This is a genomic window from Streptacidiphilus anmyonensis (assembly GCF_000787855.1).
GTDB lineage: Bacteria > Actinomycetota > Actinomycetes > Streptomycetales > Streptomycetaceae > Streptacidiphilus > Streptacidiphilus anmyonensis.
Map to the genome: position 1 here is coordinate 19,487 of NZ_BBPQ01000063.1, position 23,075 is coordinate 42,561.

Here is a 23,075-nt window from a genome sequence, read left to right on the forward strand (position 1 = left end):
ATGGAGATGGTTCTGTCACTCGCATGAGTGAGTAACGCCTCTAAGTGCTACATTAATGTGCCAGTTAGTGAAGCCCTTCGCCCCAGACCGAGAGGACGATCATGATCACCTACGACGGACTGTTCATCGGCGGCACGTGGGCCGAGCCGAGCGACCCGAACCTGCTCGACATCCTGTCCCCGCACGACGAATCGCTCGTCGGGCGCGCCGCCCAGGCCCGCCCGGCCGACGTGGACCGAGCGGTGGCCGCCGCCCGCGCGGCCTTCGACGCGGGCACCTGGCCGAACATGCCGCCTGCCGAGCGGATCGCGGTGCTGCGCCGCCTGAACGCCCTGCGCGAGGCGCGCGCCGAGCACATCGCGGCCGTGATCACCGCGGAGAACGGGTCCGCCGGCTGGTTCACCCGGGCCGGGCAGCCGTCTCTGTCCCGCCAGGCGGCCGCCTACCTGAAGGCCGCCGAGGACCTGGCCTGGGAGGAGACCCTGGCGCCGACGGATCCCGCGGCCACCGTGCGCAGCCTGGTGCGCCGCGAGCCCATCGGCGTCGTGGCCGCGGTCATCCCGTGGAACTCGCCGTTCTCCGCAGCCCTTGCGAAGATCATCCCAGCGCTCCTGGCCGGGAACACGGTCGTCCTGAAGGTCTCGCCGGAGAACTCCCTGAGCATGGGCCTGCTCGCCGACCTGCTGGCCGAGTGCGGGCTGCCCGCGGGCACCATCAGCGTGCTGCCAGCCGACCGCGAGACCAGCGAGCACCTGGTGTCCCACCCGGGCGTCGACAAGATCGCCTTCACCGGGTCGACCGGCGCCGGACGCCGGATCGCCTCCATCGCCGGCCAGCAGCTCAAGCGGGTCAGCCTGGAACTCGGCGGCAAGTCCGCCGCCATCGTCCTGCCCGACGCCGACCTGGCCAAGTTCACCGCCGGCCTCGCCTTCTCCTGCCTGCTCAACAACGGCGAGGCGTGCATCGCACAGACCCGCATCCTCGCCCCGCGCAGCCGCTACGAGGAGGTCGTCGGCGCCGTCAAGCAGGTCGTCGAGACTCTGAAGGTGGGCGACCCGCAGGACCCGGACACCTTCGTCGGCCCGATGATCCGCCGCGACCAGCAACAGCGCGTGCGCGACTACATCGAGACCGGCATCAAGGAGGGCGCCCGCCTGGTCACCGGAGGCCCGCAGGTACCGGCCGGACTGGAGCGGGGCTACTACGTCACCCCGACCGTCTTCGCCGACGTCGACAACGCGATGCGCATCGCCCAGGAGGAGATCTTCGGCCCGGTGCTGGTCGTCATCGCCTACGAGGACGAGGACGACGCCGTGCGCATCGCCAACGACTCCGAGTACGGCCTGTCCGGCGGCGTGTGGTCCGCCGACGAAGAACACGCCCTGGCCGTCGCCCGCCGCATCCGCACCGGCACCGTCACGATCAACGGTGCCCCGGTCGGCTTCGACGGCCCGTTCGGCGGGTTCAAGGCCAGCGGAATCGGGCGCGAGTACGGCTTCGCCGGCCTGAACACCTACCTCGAGTACAAGACCGTCACCCTCTGATCTGCGCTCTACCGGCTCATGGCGTCGAGTCGGGCGACCGCGTCGGCGGGCAGCGACAGGGCGGCGGCGGCGATGTTCTCGCGCAGATGGGCCGGGGAGGAGGTGCCCGGGATCAGCACGGTGGTGAGCGAGCGCTGGAGCAGCCAGGCCAAGGCGACCTGCTGCGGAGAGGCGTCGAGTTCGGTGGCGGTGTCGGTGAGGGTCTGGAACTGGAGCGGCTGGAAGCCGCCGAGGGGGAAGAAGGGAGCGAAGGCGATGTTCTCGGCGGCGCAGCGGTCCACGAGTGCGTCGTCCTTGCGGTGGGCGAGGTTGTAGAGGTTCTGCACGGTGACCACCGGGGCGATGGCCTGTGCCTCGGTGAGCTGGGTGTCCGTGGTTCCGCTGAGCCCGAGATGGCGGATCAGGCCCTGGCGGCGCAGGTCGGCCAGGGTGCCGAACTGCTCGGCGATGGAGCCTTCGGACGGGCCGTCGAAGGAGGCGATGCGCAGGTTGACGACATCCAGGGTGTCGAGGCCGAGGCGCCGGAGGTTGTCGTGGACCTGGGCGGTCAGTTCTGCGGGTCGCTGCGCCGGGAGCCAGCCGCCGGTCTCGTCCCGCCTGGCCCCGACCTTGGTGACGATGCGCAGGTCCGCCGGGTACGGGTGCAGGGCTTCCCTGATGAGCTCGTTGACGACGTAGGGACCGTAGTAGTCGCTGGTGTCGATGTGGGTGATGCCCCGTTCGACGGCCTCGCGCAGCACCGTCAGGGCCTGGTCGCGGTCCTTGGGCGGTCCGAAGACCCCGGGACCGGCCAGCTGCATCGCGCCGTAGCCCATCCGGCTCAGAGTGAGGTCGTCGGCGAGGGGCAGGGTGCCGCCGGGAGCGGTGCTGGTCATGGTGTGCCCTTTCTTGTCCGTGCTCTCGCCGGGCCCGGAACCGCGCGCGAGGACAGTGGTCCGATGGATGATCTTCGTTCGAGGTGGCGTGCGGAGCTCAGTGCAGTCCGACGTGGCGCGCCTGGGTGGCGGCCGCTTGCGGTCCGTCGGCGAAGGCGGGGCCGTGGCCGGGCAGGAGCAGTGCCGGTGGCAGTTCGGCGAGCCGGTCGAGGGAGGCGAGGGCCGCGGCGCCGTCGTGGGTGAAGCCGCGGGAGACCAGGGACGGGCCCGTGTGCCCGGTCATGTCCTCGCGGGTGACCAGGGCGTCGCCGGTGAACAGCACGCCGAGCGCTGGGAAGTGGTAGGCGACGGTGCCCTGGGTGTGGCCGGGCAGGGCGACGGCCTGTGGCCGGCCACGGGGATCTCGTCGAAGTGGTGGTCGCCTTGGAACCTGTGCGCGCCGTGCACCGGTTTGCCGTTGAAGCCGCCCAGTCGGGCCAGGTGCAGCGGGCCGCTGATCGCTGCGGGACGGCGTAGCAGGTACGGGAGCATGGAGCGTTCGGGCTTCGCGTGGCGCATGGCACTGCGGGGTCCGTCGGCGAGGATCGCCGCGTCGGCTTCGTGGATCCAGAGGTCCGCGCCGGCCTGCTGGGCGGCGGTGGCCAGTCCGGTGTGGTCCAGGTGGCCGTGGGTGAGCAGGACGGCCTTGATGTCGCGCAGGGATCTGCCGGAGCGGGCCAGGTGTTCCTGCAGTTGCCCCAGGTGGCCGGGGAGCCCGGCGTCGACCAGCACTAGGCCGTCGGGGTGGTCGACCAGGAAGAAGTTGACCATGTCGTCGCCGAGGCGTTCGACAGCGGGGGCGACCTGCTGGACTCGATCGGGCTGCGTGCGACGAGACATGATCCCCTCACTGCTGCGCGCGTCAAATATTTGACTACAGTCAACTGTATCCAATCTCTGGGGGCCATGCTCCATGCCGTCTACACCGGGCCGCAAGCCGTACGACTCCACCCGGCGCGCCGCCGCTGCGCGGCGTACCCGCACGGCCGTGGTCCGGGCCTTCGGCGAGCTGCTCGTCGCCGACGGCTTCAAGGCCGCCACGATCCGCGCGGTCGCCGACCGCGCCGGCGTCTCGGCCGAGACCGTCTACAAGACGTTCGGCGGCAAGGAGGGACTGGTCAAGGCACTGTGGGACATCACCCTGGCGGGCGACGACGAGCCCGTGGCCATGCTCGACCGCAAGCAGGCACGCGAGGTGCTCGCCGCCGACGAGCCCGCGAAGAAGGTGTGGCTGTTCGCCGGCACTGTCCGGGCCATCCATCAGCGAGTGACTCCGCTGGCGACACTGCTGGCCCAGGCGGGCCCGGAGGGCGCCGCCGTGCTGGCGACCGGCGAGCAGGAGCGGCGGGTGGCGGTCCGCGCGTTCGTCGACCACCTCGCCGACCACGGCGCGCTGCGCACGGGCGCCGACCCGGTCCACGCCACGGATGCCTGCTGGGCTCTCACGACGACCGCGCTCTTCGCGAAGCTCACCGTGGAGGCCGGCTGGGACGGCGACGCCTACCAGCGCTGGCTGGCCGACATGCTCACCGCCACGCTGCTGTGATCCAGCCAGTTCGGGCCCGGGGCCGTGGCCAGCGCTGCGCCCGCCCACGAACGGGAACGCCTCAGACCGGGTTGTTCCACATGCGGAACGTAGTGCACTTGCCGTTCTTGTCGAGGGTCACGGTCCACAGATTGGCGAAGGTACCAAGTTCCTTGTAGCGGCCGGTGCCCTCGATTGCCGCGGTGTCCCCGTTGATGGCGAGGAGGAACCACTCGAAGTCCCAGCCGCCCTCCTGCCACGGTGCGCGGCCGAGCCAGCCAGCGATGATCGCCTCGCGGCCCACCCAGTCGGTTTCGTAAGGCCATTCGTGGTATTCGGCCTGCGGAGTGAACAGCGCGGCGATGTCCTTCTTACCGCCGGACGTCCAGGCCAGCACGTATCCCTCGACCCAGGCGCGTACCTGCTGCTCGGTAACCATCGATGCCGCCCTTCCACGACGTGTTTTCACGCTGCTCATCCTTGGGCCGTCGGCCGGACGACCAGTTCATTGACGTCCACCTCGGCGGGCTGGGAGATAGCGAACAGGACCGCTTCACCGATCGCGGCGGCGGGGATCGCGATACCCATCTGTGCCTCCACCGCGTCCTTGACGCCGCTGTCGCCGATGGACCCGGTCAACTCGCTCCGGGTCAGGCCCGGACTGATCACGGTGACTCGCAGTTCCCGGCTCTCCTGGCGCAGGCCCTCCGAGAGGGCGTGCACGGCGTGCTTGGTGGCGCTGTGGACGGCCGCTGTCGGGTCGACTCTCAGCCCCGAGACCGAGGAGATGTTCACGATGTGCCCGGTACCCTGGGCGTTCATGATCGGCAGGACGGCGGCGATGCCGTGCAGAACTCCGCGCAGGTTCACGTCGATCATGCGATTCCACTCGTCGAACCGCAGTGCGTCCAGACGCGACAGCGGCATCACACCTGCGTTGTTGACCAGGACGTCGACGCGGCCGTACCGGCCGTGGGCGGCTGCGACGAAGGACTCCACACTGGCCGGATCGGTCACGTCCAGGTCATGGGCCAAGGCACTACCGTCCCGCTCCTCGATTTCCTTGGCGAGAACGGCGAGACGGCCGGTGCGCCGAGCCCCGAGCACCACATGGTGGCCCGCCGCGGCGAGCCGTCTGGCCGTGGCCTCGCCAATACCGCTGCTGGCCCCGGTGATCAGGACCACCTTCGGGGGGAGCCCAGAGGAAGCGTTGGTCATGTTCTGCCCTTCGACATCTCGGTGGCCGCCTGCTGGGTGGGCCGGCCCTGCCAGCATGTGTCCGATCGTGCGCAAGCGGCAGGACGGGTCTTCCTGGGTGCGCCACTCCTAGGAACCGGCGACGTACGATCCAGACATGAGCGGCAACGAACTGGGCGCATTCCTGCTCGCGCGTCGCGCTCGCCTCAGCCCGGCCGACGCGGGCCTGCCCTGCTCCCAAGCCCGCCGGGTCAGCGGACTACGACGCGAAGAGGTCGCCGTCCTGGCCGGGGTCAGCGCCGACTACTACGCCCGCCTGGAGCAGGGCCGCGAACGGCATCCTTCCGGCCAGGTCCTCGACGCCCTCGCACGGGCGCTGCACCTGGACTCCGACGCCTGGTGGCACGCCTACCGCCTGGCCGGGCTCGCGCCCGGGCCCGAGAGCCCGTCCCCGGATGAGGAGCAGGTTGCCCCCGAGCTCCTGCAGCTCATGAACGCCTTCCCGGCGGCGGTGACTTACGTGATCAACCGACGCCTGGACATCCTCGCCACGAACGCCCTGGCCGACGCCCTGCTCGCCCCGCTCGCGAACCCCCGCTGCATGGCCCGCTCCCTCTTCTGCGACCCAGCGGCCCGCGAACTCTTCGCCGACTGGTGCACGGTGGCCCGCGACACCGTCGCCGCCCTACGGCTGGCCTACGGCCATGACCGGCACGACCCCCGCACTGCCGCCCTGATCGATGCCCTCCTCACGGAGAGCGACGAGTTTGCGGCACTGTGGAGCCATCAGGACGTCAGCCGGTTGGGCAGCAAGACCAAGACCTTCAACCATCCCCGGGCGGGACTGCTGACCCTCACCTACCAGACCTTCGAGGTACAGGACGCGCCCGGCCAGTACCTCCTGGTCGGCACCGCAGTGCCCGCCAGTTCCGACGCCCACCGCCTTGCTCTGCTCGCCTGACGCAGAGTCGTCCGTGCCCATCGGACCGCTGCCGACGAGCAGCGGGGGGAAGTCATCAACGCACGTCGTCGACCGGCTGCCTCACCGAATGATCCGGGCACCGGGCGACGCCTGGAACCGGGCGTACTCACTCGGCGTGCAGCCGTAGTGCTTCTTGAAGGTGCGAATGAAGTGGCTGCTGTCCGAGAACTGCCAGTGCGCCGCGAGTTCCGAGATGCTGAGTCGGCCGCGGCCGGACGGTGTGGCGAGCGCGAGCCGGGCCTCTTCAAGCCGCCTTCGCCGAATGTATGAGATCACCGAATCGCCGATCGCGGCGAACGCGCGTTGCAGGGTGCGGAGGGACACGTTCAACTCCCTTGCCAGTACCACCGCCGACAGTCCCGGGTCGGTCAGGCGGGTGTCGGCGAGGTCCTTGGCCGCTTGGGCGAGGGCGGGCGCGAGCAGGGGTTCGGTGTCGTCGAACCGGCTGCGGGCCACCGCCTTGGCCAGCTCGATCAGGGTGCTGTGGGCAGCCTGCGCTCCGGCCGGGCCAAGGTCCGGCATCGTCTGGTAGAGCATGTTGGTGTGTGCGGTCAGCAGGCGCACCTCGGCTGTGTCCGCTGCGCCGGTGATGGCGCGGTTGCCCAACAGGGGTGTGAGCAGGGGCGCCGGAAGGACCAGGACCTTTGCCGTCGTGTCGGGGAGGGTTTCGAAGTGCGACGGGATCCCGACGTGCTTCAGCAGGAACCGACCGGCCGCGATGGTGTGTTCGGTTCCGTCGTGGGCGCCGCCGAGCGTCCAGGCGCCGCGTTTGACGACGTACAGCCGCACCACGTCCTCCGGCCCGCCCAGGGGGCCCTCGGTTCGGATGACCGACGCGCCGCGCAGGTCGGTGACCGCCACGTCGTGCACCCGGACCGCGCGGCTCCTGACCCGGAAGTCGCCTCGCGTGGCCGGACTGAACGCCGGCAGAGGGGCGGTGGTGCCGAACTCCGCCTCCCACCCTTGCCGGAACGCAGCGAACGCGCGTGACTCCGTGCCGTCCGGTCCGGTGGTATCCATCGCCGTTCGTCCCCTGACATCCGGTGGCGGCGGTGCGTGTCTGTGTGGCGCCGATGTTCCATTCGGCCGGCGCTGTCGTGCAAGCCCGCGGACCCCCAGTCTTCCTAGCCTCGTTCGTGGGGGCAATCCCCGGTTCAGCGCGAACGGATGGGAAGGCGACAGGCTCATGGATCATCAGTTCTCCGGCCACGTGGCGGTTATCACGGGAGCCGGCACGGGTATCGGGGCCGCGACCGCGCACCGGTTCGCCGCCGACGGGTACACCGTGGTGCTCGTGGGCCGCACCGAGGCGACGTTGAAGCAGACCGCGCAGACCGGCCCGGACGCGGCGTGCATGCATCCCCGGGTCGCGGACGTCTCGGACGCGGCGGCCGTGGCCGCAGTGATGGACGAGGCGGCCGAGCGGTTCGGTCGGCTGGACGTGCTGGTCAACAACGCGGCTGTCGCGATGCCGGGCACCGTGGACCGGATCGACGTCGACAGCTACCGGACCATGCTGGCAACCAACGTCGACGGCGTGTTCTTCGCCTCGCGCGCCGCGCTGCCCCATCTGGAAGCCGTGCAAGGTTGCATCGTCAACGTCGGCTCGGTGGCCGGGCTGCGCGGTGAGTGGAACCAGGCCGCGTACAACATGACCAAGGGCGCCGTGACCAGCCTGACCAACTCGATGGCACTGGACCACGGCCAACGGATCCGGGTCAACGCCGTCCACCCCGGCCTCACCCTCAGCCGCCCGTACTACCGCGACGCAATGGCCGAGGGGACCGCACTGCAGCGGCGCTTCGCCGACCGCGTGCCCATGCGCCGCGCCGGCGAACCGGCCGAAGTCGCCGCCGTCATCGCGTTCCTGGCCGGCCCCGACGCCGCGTACGTCAACGGCGCGCACATCACCGTCGACGGTGGCCTGACCGCGTCCGACGGCCAGACCAACCTCTACGCCGTCGACGCCTGACCTCGAATGCCGTTGCGATCCCACCGCTCCGTCAGACAAGGAGAAACGGCATGAGCACCCCGGAGTCCAACGTGCAGCGCATGCTGCTGTTCGTGGAACAAGTCCAGCAGAACGGCCGCCTCGAACTGATCGAGAACCTGGTCCAGCCCGACTTTCGCAACGACACCGTCGAACCAGGACAACCCGACGACCGGGCCGGGATCGGCGAGATCGTGGCGGCCATGCACATGGCCTTCTCGCACCTGCGGATCGAGATCCTGCACTGCATCGGGGACGGCGATCTTGTGGCCACCCACAAGGTGCTCCGCGGCCGGCACACCGGCCCGTGGTTCAGTGTCCCGCCCTCGGGCAACCCGATCGAGCTCCGGGTGATGGATCTGGTCCGTTACCGGGACGGGAAGTGGGCCGAGCACTGGGCCGTCGCCGACGCGGCAGGGCTGTTACGCCAAACCGGTGCCCTGGGCTGACGTCCACCAACAACCAGAGGCCTGTCACCCCTCACCATGTTGGCCAGTTCTCTTCCCTGGAGGTTCAGATGGCAGACGTCTCCGTGGTCGGCCCCGAGGCCGGCGAGTCGATCCAGCTCGGTCCGACCGTGATGCGGATCCTGGAGGACGGCAGTACGACCGGGCACCGCCTGGGCATCGGGGAGATCACGCTCGCCCCGCACACCGAAGGACCGCCGCAGCACCGCCACGCCCGCCACGACGAAGGGTTCTACGTCGTCTCCGGCGCCGCCCGCTTCACCGTCGGCGAGACCGTGCACGACGCGCCCGCCGGAACGCTCGTCATGATCCCGCCCGGCGCCCCGCACACCTTCGCCAACCCAACCGACCACGTCACCGTCCTGCTCAACACCTTCACCCCCGACCTGTACGTCGACTACTTCCGCGACCTGCGCGACATGATCGCCGCCGGACGCCCCCTCACCCCCGAGACCACCATCGAGACCATGAGCCACTACGCCACCGAACCGGCCACCGACTTCGCGTGAGCGCACCCACCCTCGAACCTCCCCTGCTTCCTCGACGGCATCGGGCCCGTCGAGGTGTCCGTGCCGACTACGGTTCCTGCCAGCCGTTGTTGCTCCTGCACGGCCGGGCCGCCGTGCCGAGCTCACCTACCGCCCTTAGGCCCGAACCCCCACCACCGGCGTCCGCATCGTCGAACCCGGCATCCGCGTCGAGCTCTGAACCCACTCCGTACTCCACCCCCGAACGCAAGGGAAACACCATGACTCTCCCCGCTCCCACCGCCACCACTCGTACCATCGACCTGCCGGGCGGACTCCCACTCACCATCCAGGAGTTCGGCGCCAATACCGACGGCACCGGCGTACTCGCGCTGCACGGCGGCGCCGGACCGCGCTCGATGGCCGGCTTCGCGGCGGGCCTGTCGCAGCACGCCTACGTCGTCGTGCCCACCCACCCCGGGTTCGACGGCACGCCGCGTCCCGACTCCACCGACACCGTGGCCGACCTGGCCACCACCTACCTCGACCTGCTCGACGCGCTGAATCTGCGCGGCGTGATGGTGGCCGGCAGCTCGGTGGGCGGCTGGATCGCCTCGGAGATGGCGCTGCGCGACAACGCTGCCCGGATCTCCTGCCTGACGCTGCTCGCGTCGACCGGCATCGCCCCCGAACCGCCGGTCCGGATCGCCGACCCGGCCGAGCTCGGCCCGGCGAAGACCGGCGAACTCGCTTTCCACAACCCGCAGTTCCGCCTGGACCCGGCCGCTCTCGGCCCCGAACAGCTCGCTTCGATGGCCGCCAACCAGCGCACCCTGGCCGTGTATGCGGGCGACCCGTTCTGCTACGACCCGAAGCTCCAGGGCCGCCTGCACCGGGTCACCGTCCCGGTGCTGGTGCTCGCCGGCGAGCAGGACGGCATCGCGCCGTTGGCCTACGAGCGGACCCTGGCCGACTCCTTCCCGCACGCCACCTTCCGGCCCGTCGCCGAGGCCGGCCACTTCCCCCACATCGAGCAGCCTGCCGCCGTCTTCGCCGCGATCGGAGACTTCGTCGACACCCAGGTCGAGCCCGACGGCGAGCCGGCGTGACGACGCCCACGCCCCCGGCCGACGGCGGCCGGCGGCGGTCAGGTGTCGTGCTGGCAGTGTGCTGCCTGAGCCTGCTGATCACCGCCCTGGACACCACGGCCGTGAACGTGGCCCTGCCCGCCGTCGGCCGTGATCTGCACGCGCCGGTGAGCGGACTCCAGTGGACCGTCGACGGCTACACCCTGGCGGTTGCCTGCTTCATGATGCTCGCCGGATCCACCGCCGATCGCATCGGACGCCGTCGGGTCTTCCAGACCGGCCTGGCCTTGTTCACCCTTGGCTCGCTGGCCTGCTCACTCGCCCCGGACCTCAGGTGGCTGATCGCTTTCCGGGTCGCGCAGGGCCTGGGCGCCAGCATGCTCAACCCGGTCGCCCTGTCGATCATCACGCACGCCTTCCCTGACGCGCGCGAACGCGCCCGCGCCATCGGGCTCTGGGGTACGACGGTCGGCCTGTCCGTGGCCGCCGGTCCGGTGGTCGGCGGCCTGCTGGTCGCCTCGGCCGGCTGGCGCTCGATCTTCTGGATCAACATACCGATCGGCGTCGCCGCCCTGACCCTCACGGCCGCGTTCGTGCCAGAATCCCGCGCCACCACGACGCGACGGCCGGATCCGGTGGGTCAGCTGCTCGTCGGCACCATCCTGACCTCCCTGCTGTTCGCCCTGATCGAAGGCGCGCACCAGGGCTACACCGCTGCCCCCATCGTCGCCATGTTCGCCCTGTCGGCCGTCGCGACCGCGGCGCTGCCCCGCTACGAACGCCGCCGCGAGCAGCCCTTGATCGACCCGTTGTTCTTCCGGTCCGTCCCGTTCACCGGATCCTTCGTCGTCGCCGTCGCCGCGTTCCTCGCCCTGTCCGGCTTCCTGTTCCTCAACACCTTGTACCTGCAGGACGTACGCGACTGCAGCGCGCTGGACGCCGGCCTGCTGACGGTTCCCATGGCCGTCGGTATCGCGCTCGCCTCTCCGCTGTCCGGGCGGTTGACCGCCGCGCGCGGTCCGCGCCTGCCGATGGTCACGGCAGGCCTGCTGATCACCGCCGCGGAGCTGACGCTGACAACCCTCACCCCGACCACGCCCTGGGTTGTTCTACTCACCGCCTACGTCCTGCTGGGTGTCGGCTTCGGTCTCGTCAACGCGCCGATCACCACCACGGCCGTGGCCGGGATGCCACGCGCCCAGGCCGGGGTGTCCGCCGCGATCACCACGACCGGCCGCCAGATCGGCAACACCCTCGGCGTCGCCCTTCTCGGCTCCGTCGTCGCCGCACACACCCACGCGACCCCTGACCGTGCGGGATTCGCCGCGGCCAGTCACCCCGGGTGGTGGATCCTCTCCGCCGGCGGACTGCTGATCGCGGCGATCGGCCTGGCGGCAACCACCCCGTGCGCCACCGCCAGTGCGGCCCGGGTCGCCGCGCGGTTCCCCGCCGAACCCACAGCCGCGACGAGCACCACTCCGACGCCGAAGCTCCCGCCCGGAATCACCGACGGCGCACCGGCATGACGCCTCATCAGCGTGACGCGGCGGCATCCAGGGCAGCGAAGGGGGCGGCAAGACCATTTGCAGCGGTGACGCGGAGCAGCAGGTCGGTCAACCTGCGACACCGCCCCGGCCGCACGATAAGGTGCAGCGCGCGAACAAACAGCGCCGGGCGATGGTGCATCCGGCAATGGAAAAAGACCCCTTGAGCCGGGCGGGGCGATCGACCTCAGTCGGACCTGTCATCGGCGGTCACTCACCCCGTGCGGGCGCCAGTCCACAGGCGGCGGCAGCGTGCCCTGCGCGATGATGTTCGTGTAGACGCTCTCCAGCGCCTGACCGAGGGGCCCTTCGAGCTCAGGCGGCAAGCCGTCGAAGAACAGCCGACGCACGAGCTCCACGTGCCCCACAGCCGCGGCCTCGAGCACCTGCCGGCCGTGCTGCGTCAGCCCCACTTCGGTCACGCGCCTGTCGCCCGTGGACAGGCCGCAGCTCACCAGGTCCCGCTTGGCCATCCGCCGCACGTGGTGCGAGACCCGGCTGCGCTCCCAGCCGATCTGCGCGGCCAGCACCTTGATCGACATCAGGCCCCTGTCAGCGACGCTCAGGGCTGTCAGCACGTCGTAGTCCGGCAGGGACAGATCGCTGTCGGACTGGAGCTGGCGATTCATCTCGTAGGTCAGCCGCAGCTGCACCCGGATGTACGCCAGCCAGGCCCGTTGCTGTTCGCCGTCGAGCCACCCGCCCTCGGGCACCGGCGCGCCATCGTTGGAATTGCGTGACATTTCACCTAAGCTTTCCGTCAAGGACCACCGTCGAGGCGTGCCGCCCCTACATCATCGCGCGCGGACCGCCGGGTGCTGGAGGTACCCATGCCGTACGCAGCAGTGCTCACCGGATACGGTTCGCCCGAGACGCTCGTGTGGTCGGAAGTCGCCCTACCCTCACCGGGACCTGGCCAGATCAGGATGCGCGTGCACGCGTCAGGGGTCGGTCCGACCGACCTGAAGATCCGGCGCGGCGACCTCCGAGAGGTGTTCCCGCTGCCCGACCCCGCCGTTCTCGGGTTCGAGGCCGCCGGCACTGTCGACGCCCTCGGCGCGGGCGTGACCGGCGTGTCGCTGGGCGACGAGGTCGCCGCCCAACTGCCCACGCTCGGCGGGTACGGCGAATACGCCCTCGCCTCGGCCTGGACCGTCAAGCCGGCCGCCGTCAGCTGGGCCGACGCCGCAGCGCTGCCCGCCTCGGCCGAGGCCGCCGTCGGCGTCCTGCGTCAACTCGGCGTCACCTCCGGCGAGACCCTGCTCGTCCTCGGCGGCGGAGGCTCGGTCGGCGTGATCGCCACCCAGCTGGCCGTACTCCAGGGCCTCACGGTCTTCAGCGCCACCGGCCCTCGTGACGAGCAGTTCGCGAAGGAGCTCGGGGCGATCTCGGTCGGCTACGGATCGGCGCTCCTTGCGCGGGTGCGCGCGCACGTCGCCAAGGTGGACGCCGTCTTCGACGCCGCAGGCAAGGGCGGTCTGCACGACGCTGTCGAACTCGCCGGCGGCCCCGCGCGCGTGATCACCCTCGCGGACGAGCACGCGGCCGACTTCGGCGTCGCCCTCTCCGCCCCCACCCCGGACCGCGCCCCCGACGCGGTCGAACAGACGATGCCACTCCTCGCGTCCGGACAACTGCGCCTGCGTGCCCAGCGGCTGCTCCCGATGCGGGACGCCGCGCAGGCGCACGCCCTCCTCGAAGCGGGCACAGCGCACGAGAAGCTCATCCTTACCGCTTAGCCGCGCACTGCAGCACACCGTTCAGATCAACCGCGGAAGGAACCAGATGGAGAGCCCGATCGAGGTGGTACGCAGGTTCTGCACGGCGTGGTCGGACAACGCCGGAGCCGCCGAGCTGGCAGCGTTCTTCACCGACGACGCCGTCTACCACAACATCCCACTCGAGCCGATCACCGGCCGAGACGCCATCGCCGACACCATCAGCTCGTTCATCCGCCCTGGACCGCCAGGTATCGAGCACATCGAGTTCCGTGTCATCAACATCGCAGCCAACGGACCGGTCGTCATGACGGAGCGGGTGGACGTCTTCAGGCTCGCTGACAGATCGTTCGAGCTGCCGGTCATGGGGACCTTCGAGATCACTGGCGGCAAGATCAACGCCTGGCGCGACTATTTCGACCAAAGCCAGTTCACCAGCCGGATGGGATAAGCCTGGGATCACGCCAGCGCTTGAGCTCACGGCAGCCTCACCTCGGAATTCGCCCATTGAGCACTCAATGGTGGGACCGTGGTGCTCTTCGGCCCGGTCGCGATCACCAACGCCCTGCTCCCGCTGCTGCTCCGCTCCCGGCACCCACAAATCGTGAACATCTCCAGCGGAACCACGTCACTGATCTGAGCGGGCGAACAGATGGCCGGCTACCGCGACGTGTTCGCCTCCTACCGATCCTCCAAGACCGCCCTGAACTCGTTGACAGTGCTGTACGCGCAGAGCCGGGACGGCTCTGCCGTGCTGCACCTTCGTGCACGGGGACAGCGTCGTTCGTTCGGGTGACGTATGGCCGAACGCAGGTGCGGTCACCGTGGAGGCGTCGCAGGCTGGGGCGCATGACCGAGCCATTGCCTTCCGGCGCGCCGCACCATCACGCTCACGTCGTTGTTCACCACGTTGTCGACGCCAACCCGCCGTTCCGGCGCGTGGACATCCTCGGCACCGAGGTGGGCAGGGCACACAGCCTTCGGGACGTCGGCGAGTTCTGCCGCCGCGCCGGCCTGGACGAGCTCGACCTTGAGGCCGACGACATGGTGCAGTGGATCGGCGGCGGCCCGAACGTATGGGAGTGACCCGCGGTACCGCAGCGGGGAATCTGGTCCCAGCGTCGGAGGTCACCCGGCTTGCCTCCCAGCTCCACGTGGCTACGGCATGAGGACGATCTTGCCGTGGGTGTGCCGACGCTCGAGCTCGGCGTAAACCTCGCGGACCTCCGTCAACGGGTAGACGTTGGCGATCAGCAGCTCGAGGTGTCCGTCGGCGACCAGACGGGCGAGCCCGGCGAGTACCTTCGCGCCCGGTACGGCGGCGGCCCCTCCGTCGGTCTTCACCCCGTGCTTTTCGGCTGCCGCGAAGTCGGCGATGGTGTCGATCCGCTCAGTCGCGACGCCGAGGGCCAGGGCCAATTCGACATACCCGGCTCCGAAGGTGTCGACGAAGGCATCCACGCCGCGCGGCGCGGCGTCGCTGATGCGGTCCGCGACGCCCTCGCCGTAGCTGACGGGGATCACGTCATGGCTCCTCAGCCAGGCGTGGTTGTGCCCGCTCGCCAGGCCGATGACCGTGGCCCCGGTGTGGCGCGCGAGCTGGACGGCGCGTGAGCCGACTCCGCCGGCGGCTCCGGAGATGACGACGGTCTCCCCTTTCTCGGGCCCGACGGCGTGACTCGCCCCCCACTCGGTGACGCCGGCGACGTACAGGCTGCCCGCCACCTCCCAGGAGACCCGCGCCCGCTTTGCGCGTGAGCTCGTCGGCCTCCACCAGGACCAGCTCGGCCTGGGAGGCCCGCTTGTTGCTGAAACCGATCACCTCGTTACCGGGCGAGAAATCCCGCGACCCGGCGCCGACCTTCTCGATGACGCCGGCGAGGTCGCGTGCGGTCGGCCGTGTGGATCGGGTGGCGTTCGATCAGGCAGTTGGTTCTGCTGATGGTTCCATGACAGACCGGCCGCGGCGACGAGCGGGCGAGGACGGTCCGAGCGGCTGGCTGACGCCAGCTTCGGGTGTTCCTGCCGATGCTGGAGCCATGGTTGCGCCCCAGGCACCCAGCGCGCGAATCGCGGGCTCGAGGCTGAGGCCTGTGTCGGTCAGTGTGTACTCCACGCGTGGGGGGACCTCCGCGTGGATGACGCGCAGGACCAGCCCGTGCTCCTCCAGGGAGCGCAACCGGTCGGTGAGGGTCTTCGGGCTGATACCGGCGAGCGAGGTCCGCAGCTCTGTGAAGCGCTTGGTGCCGCCGAGCAGGTCACGGATCACGAGCATCGTCCACCTGCCGTCGAGGATCTGCACGGCCCGGGCCACCGGGCAGCCGCCGTCGGCGCATTCCTCATCCATGACATCTCCCTGCTCGGACCCAATAGTTCAATAACGGATACTAGTTCACTCTTTGACAATCGACCCTGGTGCTCGCCTACCGTCACGGCATCGTCCACCTGCTGAACGGAGCACCACCCGTGCGAGCACTACGCATCACCCTTGTCACCGTCGGAGTATTCCAACTCGCCCTGGGGGCCCTGTTCCTGCTGGCACCCGTGGCAGGCGCCGAGGCGCTGGGCCTGCGCCCGGCAGCACCCTCGTGGGCGAACTGGCTGTTCGCGATGATGGCCGGCCGCTTCCTCGGCTACGCCTACGGCATGTTCACCGCGGCGCGGGCACCGCGCCTGCGCGCCAGCTGGATCGACACGATGATCGTCATCCAGGCCATCGACTGGATCGCCACGCTCGCCTACCTGGCCGGCGGAGACCTGAGTCTGAGCCAGGTCAGCACCGCCGCGTTCGCGCCGGCGCTCTTCATCGGCGCGCTCCTGTGGTTCCACCCGCGCCGACTGCCCGCCAACCGCTGACCGCCAATCACAGCCGAGGAGTTCCCCATGCGCCGCACCTACCGCACGCTGTACCGGCTGGGCATCGTCCCTTGGGACCAGCCCGGGGCGCCAGCCCCTCTCGTCGACCTCCTCGAGGGCCCGGCAGCGCTGCCACCCGCCCAGGCCCTGGACCTGGGCTGCGGCACCGGCCGCCAGGCCCACTACCTCGCCGCGCACGGCTGGTCGGTCACGGCCGTCGACTACACACCCGAGGCCATCACCGCTGCCCGCCGCGACCATGCGCACGGCGACGTCGTCTGGCGTGTCGCGGACGTGACCGAGCCCGGCGCGGTCGACCCCGACGGCCGACTCGCCGGTGCCACCTCGCTCCTGCTCGACAACGGCTGCCTGCACGGGGTCCCGGTGGGACGCCGGACGGGCTGGGCTGCCACGGTCAGCACTCTTGCCGCACCAGGGGCTGTCCTGCTGGTGCGTGCCGAACAACACCGACGCCGCGCTATCGGGCCCCGCGGGATCGACGAGAGCGAGATCACCGCGCTCCTCGCCCACCGTTGGCGACCGCTCGTAACAGTCGAGCCGACCTGGTTCTCCTACGCTCTGCTGCCGGCGACTCCCCTGCCGAGCCAGGACACGGTGGGCGATCCCACGGCCCCTGCCGTCGAGCCGGCTGACCGGGGCGACCCAGGAGACCTGGTCGATCCGGGCGAGATGGAAGGGTAGCTCACGAGATCCGCCCCCGTTCGTCGGGCAGTGAGGCCGTTTCGCCCCCCTTCGGCCTGGTCCTCGCAGGCACCGGCCGGCTCATCCTGCATCGCGGCCTCCCGGTTGGTTTCGGGGGGCGGGTGCAGACACGGGACTGGATCGCCGGGCGCCGGAAGCGGTCCGGTATCACGCCCGCGCTCTGAGCTTGGACTGCTGTCCGCACCGCTCGATCGACGCCGCGCCCCGCCGACCGCTGGGTGGCAGACCGCTGCGTGGCAGACCGGGTCGCGAGGCCGAGCGCCCCCGGTCAGCCCGCCGGAGTGGTGGCGCGGCGGTAGCGGTCGGCGGTGAGCTGGAGGTGTTCGACCAGTTCCGGTGCGTCTTCGGCGCCGGCTACTGGTGCGGGTGTGAGCGCATCTACGCGGAGTGCCTATGTCAGCCGACCCGCCGTGGCTGCGCCGACTAGGAGAAGGGTGATCAGTCGGGTGAGCCGAGGGGCGAAGTCGGACGCTACATGAGCCAAGGCCGGATCCTGTGCGTAGAGGTGGGCCAGGGTCTCTGGCGGGTTGGACGTCTGCCACTGCGACGCTGCCATCGCGGTCGCGCCGGCGATGACATCCACGGCCTGCTCACGAGTGATTCCTGGCATGGCCACCGCCAGGGCATCGGCAATCCCGGCGACAGCGTCCAGCGTCGCGACCTTGAAGTCGCGAACCTGCTCCAGAGTCACGCCGCGTTCGAGGTTCAGTTGCGCGTGCGCGAGCAGGTCGCAGAAAAGTGGCCGGACTGCCAGGGTCTCGGCCAGCACGGCGGCAAGGTCTGACGTCGGCATCGGGCCGCGCAGGGCCTCCTCGACAGCAGCGGCCCAGTCCTGCCAGCCATGGGCGGTCAGCAGCAGGAAGACCGCCTCGCGGGATTGGAAGTAGCGCAGCACGGCCGACTTGTGGACGCCGGCTTCAGCGGCGATGTCCGTGAGGGTGACCGGACGCACGCCGTCGCGCAGCCCCAGTGTGGCGGCGGCCTCGAGGATGTCATGTCGGCGCTGTTCCTTGTGCTCCGGGCGGCGGGCGCGCTGGAACGGCTGCGTGGTCATGAAAGCACTTTAACGCAACGCTGGTGCGTTGCACTTGCAGACTTAGCGCACCAGTGTTTCACTAAACCGGAGGGGGATCGCCCGCACCTCACGAAAAGAGCTCTCCGATGTCTGCGAAGACCATCGTCATCACCGGCACGTCGAGCGGGTTCGGTCACCTGGCCGTGCGCCGCTTCGCCGGCGCCGGCTGGAACGTCGTAGCCACCGTCCGCAAGGACACCGACCTGGGCGCCCACGCTGGGCTCGACAACGTGCGGACGCTCCTGCTGGACGTCGACGACGAGGAAGCCGACCTGGGCTTCGGCGACCTCGCGCTGAGCCAGTTCGGCCGCCTCGACGCGCTGATCAACAACGCCGGCTACTTCCAGAGCGGTCCTCTGGAAGCCACGACCATGGACCAGGCCCACCACCAGTTCCAGACCAACGTCTTCGGCCTGATCGCCCTGAACAAGACGGTCATCCCGATCTTCCGCAAGCAGCGCTCGGGCGTCATCGTCAACGTCAGCTCGATCAGCGCCGACGCCGGATTCCCGTACACCTCGGTCTACCAGGCGTCCAAGGCCGCTGTCGCCTCGCTCAGCGAGGGGCTGCACGCGGAGCTGGCCGAGTTCGGCGTCCAGGTCAAGGCACTGCACCCGGGCAGCCACGAAACCAAGATCTTCAGCAAGGTCGACCGCGCGGAGAACGTCCCCGAGGACTACACCTCCTCCTGGAACACCTTCGCCGCGCTGAACCTCGTCCGCTCCGAACCGGCGCTCACCGCCGAGGTGATGTTCCGCATGGTCACCGACGGCGACACCAAGAAGGTCCACTACTACAGCGGTCCCGACGGCGAGGCCATCCCCCGCGTCATGAAGCTCCTCGGCCAGGACTGGTACTTGGAAGAGCTCAGCGCCCGCAATCGCGGCCAGTCCACCGCCCTGTGGGACGCCCTGATGCCCACCCCCGTCAAGGCGAGCGAGTAGCCGTCACCGAACGCCCGCCGTTCAGGGAGACGAGAAATGTCACGCACATCCACGGCGTACGCGTACGTGTCCTCGTACGCCAACAGTTCCGCCACGGGCTCCGCCGACGCGATCGGCCTGCACGTGTTCCGGCTCGATCGGCACACCGGCGCCCTGACGCCGGTCCAGCAGGTGGCCGGCGCGAGCCCGGTCTGGATCGAGGTCGCCCCGTCCGGCCGGTTCCTGTACACCTGCTACTCACTCCAGGGCGCTGACACGCCCCGCGTCGGCGCGGTGGACGCCTTCACCATCGACCCGCACACCGGCATCCCGGAACTCCTGAACCGGGTGCCGTTGCAGGAAAGCGGCTGCGCCCACCTGGCCCTGGCTCCGGACGGACGGCACGTGGTGGTCGCGAACTACTACGGGGGGCACGTACGCCGTTCTCCCGGTCGGTGAGGACGGGCGGCTCGGCCCCGTGAGCGCGGCGGTGCAGAACACCGGAAGCGGCCCGCACCCGCGCCAGGACTCGGCGCACCCCCACGCCGTCGTCTTCGACCCTGACGGCCGGTTCCTCGCGACCGCCGACCTCGGCATCGACAAGGTGCAGGTCTTCCGGCTCACCGACGGCCGCCTCGAACACGTCAGCGAGACCTTGCTCCCGCGCGGCACCGGACCCAGGCACCTCGCCTTCACCGAGGACGGCAGGACGCTCTACGTGATCGGCGAACTCGACGGATCCATCGCGGTGATCGGCTACGACCCGGCGACCGGAACGCTCCAGGAGATCCGGCAGACCCTGGCAAGCGAACCATCCGGCTATGCCGGCCCGCCCAGCGGCGCCGAGATCACCGTCCATCCCTCGGGCGACTTCCTCTACGCGTCCAACCGCGGCCCACAGGCCATCACCGGCTACCGGATCGACCGCCCCACCGGCACCCTCTCCGTCATCGCGCACACCCACCAAGGTGTGAGCGGCCCGACCAACTTCGTCATCGACCCCAGTGGACGATGGCTCTACGTCAACAACAGCACAGCCGACAACGTCGCCCAGTTCGCCGCCGACCCGAAGACGGGCGAGCTCAACCCCACCGGCCACACAACCCCGGTCCCCTTCCCCCTCATGACGGCGATGCACCACCACGACTGAGGACACCGCGTCACCTACCGGCCCCGCCGCGGGCCAGTCGTTTCCGCCCCCGGGCCGGCCCCGCGCCACACGAGTTGCACCCCGCCCGCGCCGCCGGCCGGACGAACGACGGGCCCACCGTGAGGAGAACACCATGCTCCGGCCAGCCGCCCCACAGCGTTCCCAACTGGCCCTGGGAACGACGACCATCACCTACCTGCCCGACGGATTCGCCACGCTCGACCCGGGGACCTTCTTTCCCGGAGCGGACTGGTCCGCACACCCGGGACACATCCACGACGGGTCACTCGTCCTGTCGTTCGGCTCCTTCCTCATCCGCATGCCCGACCGCAACATCCTCGTCGACCTCGCCGTCGGCAACGCCGACACCGACCTCCCCGGCGTCGGCCACATGCAGGGCGGTCTACTGCTCGACAACCTCGCCGGTGAACGCCTGTCCCGGGACGACATCGACACCGTCGTCTACACACACCTGCACCAGGACCACGTCAGGTGGACAACCGATGCCTCCCCCTTCGCTTCCACACCGCGCACGCCCACCGATCTCACCTTCCGCCGAGCCCGGCATCTGGTCTCCGAACGCGAATGGCAGCACTGGTCGGATCCCTCCACCACCGGCGGCCCCGACCGCGATCTCATCCTCGAACCCCTGACCGGCGCCATCGAGTTCGTCCAGGACGGGAACACCATCGCTCCCGGGGTCGACGTACTGTCCCTGCCCGGCCACACCCCCGGCCACATCGGCATCACCGTCCGGGACCCAGCCAGCTCCGCACCCCAGTCCGTGCTCATCGTCTGCGACGTCCTGCACTCGACCGCCCAGATCAGCGACCCCGCCCTGGCGTTCGCGACGGACACTGACCGCGCCCAGGCCCGCGCCGCCCGCGAGCACGTACTGGCCCACCCGGCGAGCGTCATCGCGGCCGGTCACTTCACAGGTGCCGTGTTCGGGCGCGTCACCGGCGAACGGCCTCTATGAGCACCCTGCTGAACGCATGTTGAGAACCCGCCTGGGAGAGCGAGAGGTCACTGGCACGCCGCAATCCCCATCCAAATGGACCCATGGCGCTCCACGAACTCATCGGCTACCCCGGGATCCCAGCCAACAGTGAGCATCAGACCTCGCGGACGCTGGGACCTTCCCCTTCAGATGAGATCGGACAGAAGTCCGTCCCCGGTACACGGCCCCCGACGTCATTCGACAAGCTGACGCCGCCGATCAGAAGAGCGCATCTTGCTGGGGCGCCTCCAGAGCCTGCACGGTGGGCTGGAAGAGCCCGAGCAGCATAAAGGTCTTCGGGCGTGCCGCGACGTTGCCGACGAAGAAGTGCGTGGCCCGGCCGGGTGTGATCATCTTGGTCCACCAGCGGTCGTGCAGAACGTCTTTGAGGCGGTCGGCCGGATAGGTGCGGCGGAACCTGCGCCACGACTGTCCGGCTTCCCAGTCGTGCAGACCCATGTCATGCCCTGCGCATGCCTGGTCCTGGCAGCGGAACCGGTAGCGGAACTCGAACGGCACCCACTCCAGCGGGCGGTGGTCCGGGTGGATGAGGTCGGTCTGGTTCACGATGCCTTTCTGCTCCGCGGACCAGGGCCTGGCGTCCGCCAGCCGGAAGGACTCGATCACGGCGGGCCGGAACAGTCCGAGCGATGTGCCGTCTTCTTGCTGGCGTCTCTTGATCGCGCACAACGACGGGGCGATGAGCGGCCGTGCCAGCCGCAGGCGCTCGGCCCAGCCGTCACGGGTGTCGACCTCGTCGACGACGGTGAGGCTGTCGAGGTTCGGCCGCAGGCTCTCCGGCCGCCGGTCGGTGTGGTGACGGCGCACGTCGACCTCGACGATGTTGTACTTCGCGAACTGCTTGTCCTGCTCCAGCAGTCGGTGCGGAACCGGGAACAGCCGCACGTGCCGGACCGGATCACAGTCCAGCCGTATGCCGGCGACACAGCACGTCTCCAAGTATTTGTTGGACACGTCGGGATAGGTCTTCACAGTGATCAAGATCCGTGCCCGTTCCCACCCTAAAGGTGTCATGGCCCGGCCCCCTTCGCCCCTGACACCATTGGGGCCCGCATATGCCATCCGCGCAAGAAGGCCTTCACCTCCACGCCCGAAGCGCGGTGTCAGGCCAGGGCGCTGACAGGCAGTTCGGTGCGCCGGTGGATCTCCCCCAGCACGGCCTGGCGGTGGCAGCGGGACTCGTCCTGCTCAAAGCAGAACACCGCCACCGATGTCTCCTCGGCCAGCACGGCGAGTTGGGCGAGCTGGTCCTGCGCCTGCTTCTCCTGCAGCACACGTTCGAAGCCGGCCAGCCCCTCCCGCACACGGCCGTCCCAGAAGGGCGCCCGATTGTCCTTCGGGTTCCCCAGGGCGCGCAGATGAACGTAGGCAATGTCGGCGTCCGCGAGGGCGCCGCGCAGCCGGGTCTTACTGAAGCCAGGCTTACGGCTGATCGGCGTCAACCGCACATCCGCGACGGCCTCCACTCCCGCCTCGACGAGCGCAGCGACAAACGATTCGATCGTGCGGCCCTCGTAGCCGGTCGACCACAGCCCCGGAACCGGCATCGCCGCGGCCAGCAGGCCGTCCACCGTCACCTCTAGGGCATCGGCCACGGCGGCCAGAGTGAACACCCCGGGCCGCACAACAGCGCCCTCCTCCAGGCGTGCCACGGTCCGCTCGGACACGCCCGCCTGCTCCGCCAACCGGGCGCGCGACCAGCCCCGCGCCTGACGCAACTCCCTGACGCACCTGCCCAACCGGCGGGCACGGGAAGGCTCGTAGGCGGGGGCACGATCCTGGCTGGGCACGGCCACCGATCCTAGCCGCACCACCCGCCAGTGCCAGGGGCAGCCTCCACGAACGAGTGAGGTTCACTCCCAAGCCCAACGGATGCGCAGGAAACTGCACG

General features: G+C 69.7%; 29 protein-coding genes. 17 read left to right on the top strand and 12 right to left on the bottom strand.

The window, feature by feature from the left end:
- Positions 1-101: 101 nt before the first annotated feature.
- Positions 102-1,544 carry an aldehyde dehydrogenase gene (locus tag TR50_RS33630; protein WP_042431239.1) on the top strand — a complete coding sequence of 481 codons (1,443 nt, stop codon included), beginning with the start codon at positions 102-104 and terminating at the stop codon, positions 1,542-1,544.
- 8 nt (positions 1,545-1,552) lie between these two features.
- Here the strand turns inward: TR50_RS33630 and TR50_RS33635 are convergent, their stop codons facing one another.
- From TR50_RS33635 to TR50_RS33640, 3 genes are all read right to left on the bottom strand, one after another.
- A complete protein-coding gene (locus TR50_RS33635; protein WP_042431241.1) occupies positions 1,553-2,419 on the bottom strand; it encodes an oxidoreductase in 867 nt (288 codons plus the stop codon).
- A gap of 97 nt (positions 2,420-2,516) precedes the next feature.
- A complete protein-coding gene (locus tag TR50_RS49365) occupies positions 2,517-2,792 on the bottom strand; it encodes an MBL fold metallo-hydrolase (protein WP_236654704.1) in 276 nt (91 codons plus the stop codon).
- Positions 2,699-3,298 (bottom strand): MBL fold metallo-hydrolase, encoded by a 600-nt coding sequence (locus TR50_RS33640; protein ID WP_236654697.1) that lies wholly within the window; start codon positions 3,296-3,298, stop codon positions 2,699-2,701. Before TR50_RS33640 ends, TR50_RS49365 begins: the two co-directional genes overlap by 94 nt.
- Positions 3,299-3,371: 73 nt before the next feature.
- Between TR50_RS33640 and TR50_RS33645 the strand changes: the two genes are divergently transcribed.
- On the top strand, positions 3,372-4,004 hold the full coding sequence (locus TR50_RS33645; RefSeq protein ID WP_042431243.1) for a TetR/AcrR family transcriptional regulator: 633 nt from the start codon (positions 3,372-3,374) through the stop codon (positions 4,002-4,004).
- A gap of 61 nt (positions 4,005-4,065) precedes the next feature.
- On the opposite strand, the gene TR50_RS33650 is transcribed toward TR50_RS33645, so the two are convergent.
- Both TR50_RS33650 and TR50_RS33655 read right to left on the bottom strand, forming a co-directional pair.
- Complete coding sequence (locus TR50_RS33650) at positions 4,066-4,452, bottom strand: nuclear transport factor 2 family protein (RefSeq protein WP_236654698.1); 387 nt, start codon at positions 4,450-4,452, stop codon at positions 4,066-4,068.
- A 5-nt stretch (positions 4,453-4,457) separates the two neighbouring features.
- Positions 4,458-5,201: an SDR family oxidoreductase gene (locus TR50_RS33655; RefSeq protein WP_042431247.1), complete on the bottom strand. Its 744-nt coding sequence runs from the start codon at positions 5,199-5,201 to the stop codon at positions 4,458-4,460.
- 136 nt (positions 5,202-5,337) lie between these two features.
- Between TR50_RS33655 and TR50_RS33660 the strand changes: the two genes are divergently transcribed.
- Positions 5,338-6,141: a helix-turn-helix domain-containing protein gene (locus TR50_RS33660; protein ID WP_042431249.1), complete on the top strand. Its 804-nt coding sequence runs from the start codon at positions 5,338-5,340 to the stop codon at positions 6,139-6,141.
- Positions 6,142-6,222: 81 nt separating this feature from the next.
- On the opposite strand, the gene TR50_RS49370 is transcribed toward TR50_RS33660, so the two are convergent.
- On the bottom strand, positions 6,223-7,023 hold the full coding sequence (locus TR50_RS49370; protein ID WP_236654699.1) for a helix-turn-helix domain-containing protein: 801 nt from the start codon (positions 7,021-7,023) through the stop codon (positions 6,223-6,225).
- Positions 7,024-7,348: 325 nt separating this feature from the next.
- Between TR50_RS49370 and budC the strand changes: the two genes are divergently transcribed.
- The 5 genes from budC to TR50_RS33690 all read left to right on the top strand — a co-directional run bounded on the left by budC (position 7,349) and on the right by TR50_RS33690 (position 11,700).
- Positions 7,349-8,134 carry a meso-2,3-butanediol dehydrogenase gene (budC, locus tag TR50_RS33670; protein ID WP_042431253.1) on the top strand — a complete coding sequence of 262 codons (786 nt, stop codon included), beginning with the start codon at positions 7,349-7,351 and terminating at the stop codon, positions 8,132-8,134.
- Positions 8,135-8,184: 50 nt separating this feature from the next.
- The gene (locus TR50_RS33675; protein ID WP_042431255.1) at positions 8,185-8,601 is read left to right on the top strand and encodes an ester cyclase; all 417 of its coding nucleotides are present in this window, start codon (positions 8,185-8,187) and stop codon (positions 8,599-8,601) included.
- 68 nt (positions 8,602-8,669) lie between these two features.
- A complete protein-coding gene (locus TR50_RS33680; RefSeq protein WP_042431257.1) occupies positions 8,670-9,128 on the top strand; it encodes a cupin domain-containing protein in 459 nt (152 codons plus the stop codon).
- A 239-nt stretch (positions 9,129-9,367) separates the two neighbouring features.
- Positions 9,368-10,195, top strand: a complete 828-nt coding sequence (locus TR50_RS33685; RefSeq protein ID WP_052441649.1) for an alpha/beta fold hydrolase — start codon at positions 9,368-9,370, stop codon at positions 10,193-10,195.
- 47 nt (positions 10,196-10,242) lie between these two features.
- Complete coding sequence (locus TR50_RS33690) at positions 10,243-11,700, top strand: MFS transporter (RefSeq protein ID WP_236654700.1); 1,458 nt, start codon at positions 10,243-10,245, stop codon at positions 11,698-11,700.
- 218 nt (positions 11,701-11,918) lie between these two features.
- Here TR50_RS33690 and TR50_RS33695 read toward each other — a convergent pair whose 3' ends face one another.
- Positions 11,919-12,461, bottom strand: a complete 543-nt coding sequence (locus TR50_RS33695; protein ID WP_042431261.1) for a MarR family winged helix-turn-helix transcriptional regulator — start codon at positions 12,459-12,461, stop codon at positions 11,919-11,921.
- Positions 12,462-12,548: 87 nt separating this feature from the next.
- Between TR50_RS33695 and TR50_RS33700 the strand changes: the two genes are divergently transcribed.
- The 3 genes from TR50_RS33700 to TR50_RS33710 all read left to right on the top strand — a co-directional run bounded on the left by TR50_RS33700 (position 12,549) and on the right by TR50_RS33710 (position 14,522).
- Positions 12,549-13,457, top strand: a complete 909-nt coding sequence (locus TR50_RS33700) for an alcohol dehydrogenase catalytic domain-containing protein (protein WP_042431263.1) — start codon at positions 12,549-12,551, stop codon at positions 13,455-13,457.
- A 46-nt stretch (positions 13,458-13,503) separates the two neighbouring features.
- On the top strand, positions 13,504-13,887 hold the full coding sequence (locus tag TR50_RS33705; RefSeq protein WP_042431265.1) for a limonene-1,2-epoxide hydrolase family protein: 384 nt from the start codon (positions 13,504-13,506) through the stop codon (positions 13,885-13,887).
- A gap of 398 nt (positions 13,888-14,285) precedes the next feature.
- Positions 14,286-14,522 carry a hypothetical protein gene (locus TR50_RS33710; protein WP_042431267.1) on the top strand — a complete coding sequence of 79 codons (237 nt, stop codon included), beginning with the start codon at positions 14,286-14,288 and terminating at the stop codon, positions 14,520-14,522.
- A gap of 72 nt (positions 14,523-14,594) precedes the next feature.
- Here TR50_RS33710 and TR50_RS33715 read toward each other — a convergent pair whose 3' ends face one another.
- Together TR50_RS33715 and TR50_RS33720 are read right to left on the bottom strand one after the other, a co-directional pair.
- The gene (locus TR50_RS33715; protein WP_052441650.1) at positions 14,595-15,161 is read right to left on the bottom strand and encodes a zinc-binding dehydrogenase; all 567 of its coding nucleotides are present in this window, start codon (positions 15,159-15,161) and stop codon (positions 14,595-14,597) included.
- 196 nt (positions 15,162-15,357) lie between these two features.
- Positions 15,358-15,738: a winged helix-turn-helix transcriptional regulator gene (locus tag TR50_RS33720; RefSeq protein WP_236654701.1), complete on the bottom strand. Its 381-nt coding sequence runs from the start codon at positions 15,736-15,738 to the stop codon at positions 15,358-15,360.
- 113 nt (positions 15,739-15,851) lie between these two features.
- On the opposite strand from TR50_RS33720, the gene TR50_RS33725 reads away from it, so the two are divergent.
- Both TR50_RS33725 and TR50_RS43175 read left to right on the top strand, forming a co-directional pair.
- On the top strand, positions 15,852-16,292 hold the full coding sequence (locus tag TR50_RS33725) for a hypothetical protein (protein WP_042431269.1): 441 nt from the start codon (positions 15,852-15,854) through the stop codon (positions 16,290-16,292).
- Positions 16,293-16,319: 27 nt separating this feature from the next.
- The gene (locus TR50_RS43175) at positions 16,320-16,994 is read left to right on the top strand and encodes a class I SAM-dependent methyltransferase (protein WP_052441651.1); all 675 of its coding nucleotides are present in this window, start codon (positions 16,320-16,322) and stop codon (positions 16,992-16,994) included.
- A 412-nt stretch (positions 16,995-17,406) separates the two neighbouring features.
- On the opposite strand, the gene TR50_RS33735 is transcribed toward TR50_RS43175, so the two are convergent.
- On the bottom strand, positions 17,407-18,069 hold the full coding sequence (locus TR50_RS33735) for a TetR/AcrR family transcriptional regulator (protein WP_042431271.1): 663 nt from the start codon (positions 18,067-18,069) through the stop codon (positions 17,407-17,409).
- Between the two features lie 107 nt (positions 18,070-18,176).
- Here TR50_RS33735 and TR50_RS33740 point away from each other — a divergent pair, with 107 nt between their 5' ends.
- The 4 genes from TR50_RS33740 (at position 18,177) to TR50_RS33750 (ending at position 21,142) form a co-directional block, all read left to right on the top strand.
- Positions 18,177-19,034, top strand: coding sequence for an SDR family oxidoreductase (locus TR50_RS33740; protein ID WP_042431273.1), 858 nt, complete (start codon positions 18,177-18,179; stop codon positions 19,032-19,034).
- A gap of 36 nt (positions 19,035-19,070) precedes the next feature.
- Positions 19,071-19,472: a lactonase family protein gene (locus tag TR50_RS49890; protein WP_052441652.1), complete on the top strand. Its 402-nt coding sequence runs from the start codon at positions 19,071-19,073 to the stop codon at positions 19,470-19,472.
- Positions 19,473-19,491: 19 nt separating this feature from the next.
- The gene (locus TR50_RS49895) at positions 19,492-20,163 is read left to right on the top strand and encodes a lactonase family protein (RefSeq protein ID WP_052441653.1); all 672 of its coding nucleotides are present in this window, start codon (positions 19,492-19,494) and stop codon (positions 20,161-20,163) included.
- Positions 20,164-20,296: 133 nt separating this feature from the next.
- Positions 20,297-21,142 carry an MBL fold metallo-hydrolase gene (locus tag TR50_RS33750; RefSeq protein WP_042431275.1) on the top strand — a complete coding sequence of 282 codons (846 nt, stop codon included), beginning with the start codon at positions 20,297-20,299 and terminating at the stop codon, positions 21,140-21,142.
- A 240-nt stretch (positions 21,143-21,382) separates the two neighbouring features.
- On the opposite strand, the gene TR50_RS33755 is transcribed toward TR50_RS33750, so the two are convergent.
- Together TR50_RS33755 and TR50_RS33760 are read right to left on the bottom strand one after the other, a co-directional pair.
- Positions 21,383-22,246 (bottom strand): DUF8757 domain-containing protein, encoded by an 864-nt coding sequence (locus tag TR50_RS33755; RefSeq protein ID WP_236654702.1) that lies wholly within the window; start codon positions 22,244-22,246, stop codon positions 21,383-21,385.
- Positions 22,247-22,287: 41 nt separating this feature from the next.
- Positions 22,288-22,998, bottom strand: a complete 711-nt coding sequence (locus TR50_RS33760; RefSeq protein ID WP_369405801.1) for a DUF488 family protein, N3 subclade — start codon at positions 22,996-22,998, stop codon at positions 22,288-22,290.
- Positions 22,999-23,075 lie beyond the last annotated feature (77 nt).

Coding starts and splice junctions, on each gene's coding strand:
- TR50_RS33630 (WP_042431239.1), top strand. CDS start 102: ATGATCACCTACGACGGACTGTTCATCGGCGGCACGTGGGCCGAGCCG.
- TR50_RS33635 (WP_042431241.1), bottom strand. CDS start 2,419: ATGACCAGCACCGCTCCCGGCGGCACCCTGCCCCTCGCCGACGACCTC.
- TR50_RS33640 (WP_236654697.1), bottom strand. CDS start 3,298: ATGTCTCGTCGCACGCAGCCCGATCGAGTCCAGCAGGTCGCCCCCGCT.
- TR50_RS33645 (WP_042431243.1), top strand. CDS start 3,372: ATGCCGTCTACACCGGGCCGCAAGCCGTACGACTCCACCCGGCGCGCC.
- TR50_RS33655 (WP_042431247.1), bottom strand. CDS start 5,201: ATGACCAACGCTTCCTCTGGGCTCCCCCCGAAGGTGGTCCTGATCACC.
- TR50_RS33660 (WP_042431249.1), top strand. CDS start 5,338: ATGAGCGGCAACGAACTGGGCGCATTCCTGCTCGCGCGTCGCGCTCGC.
- budC (WP_042431253.1), top strand. CDS start 7,349: ATGGATCATCAGTTCTCCGGCCACGTGGCGGTTATCACGGGAGCCGGC.
- TR50_RS33675 (WP_042431255.1), top strand. CDS start 8,185: ATGAGCACCCCGGAGTCCAACGTGCAGCGCATGCTGCTGTTCGTGGAA.
- TR50_RS33680 (WP_042431257.1), top strand. CDS start 8,670: ATGGCAGACGTCTCCGTGGTCGGCCCCGAGGCCGGCGAGTCGATCCAG.
- TR50_RS33685 (WP_052441649.1), top strand. CDS start 9,368: ATGACTCTCCCCGCTCCCACCGCCACCACTCGTACCATCGACCTGCCG.
- TR50_RS33695 (WP_042431261.1), bottom strand. CDS start 12,461: ATGTCACGCAATTCCAACGATGGCGCGCCGGTGCCCGAGGGCGGGTGG.
- TR50_RS33700 (WP_042431263.1), top strand. CDS start 12,549: ATGCCGTACGCAGCAGTGCTCACCGGATACGGTTCGCCCGAGACGCTC.
- TR50_RS33705 (WP_042431265.1), top strand. CDS start 13,504: ATGGAGAGCCCGATCGAGGTGGTACGCAGGTTCTGCACGGCGTGGTCG.
- TR50_RS33710 (WP_042431267.1), top strand. CDS start 14,286: ATGACCGAGCCATTGCCTTCCGGCGCGCCGCACCATCACGCTCACGTC.
- TR50_RS43175 (WP_052441651.1), top strand. CDS start 16,320: ATGCGCCGCACCTACCGCACGCTGTACCGGCTGGGCATCGTCCCTTGG.
- TR50_RS33735 (WP_042431271.1), bottom strand. CDS start 18,069: ATGACCACGCAGCCGTTCCAGCGCGCCCGCCGCCCGGAGCACAAGGAA.
- TR50_RS33740 (WP_042431273.1), top strand. CDS start 18,177: ATGTCTGCGAAGACCATCGTCATCACCGGCACGTCGAGCGGGTTCGGT.
- TR50_RS49890 (WP_052441652.1), top strand. CDS start 19,071: ATGTCACGCACATCCACGGCGTACGCGTACGTGTCCTCGTACGCCAAC.
- TR50_RS33750 (WP_042431275.1), top strand. CDS start 20,297: ATGCTCCGGCCAGCCGCCCCACAGCGTTCCCAACTGGCCCTGGGAACG.
- TR50_RS33755 (WP_236654702.1), bottom strand. CDS start 22,246: ATGGCATATGCGGGCCCCAATGGTGTCAGGGGCGAAGGGGGCCGGGCC.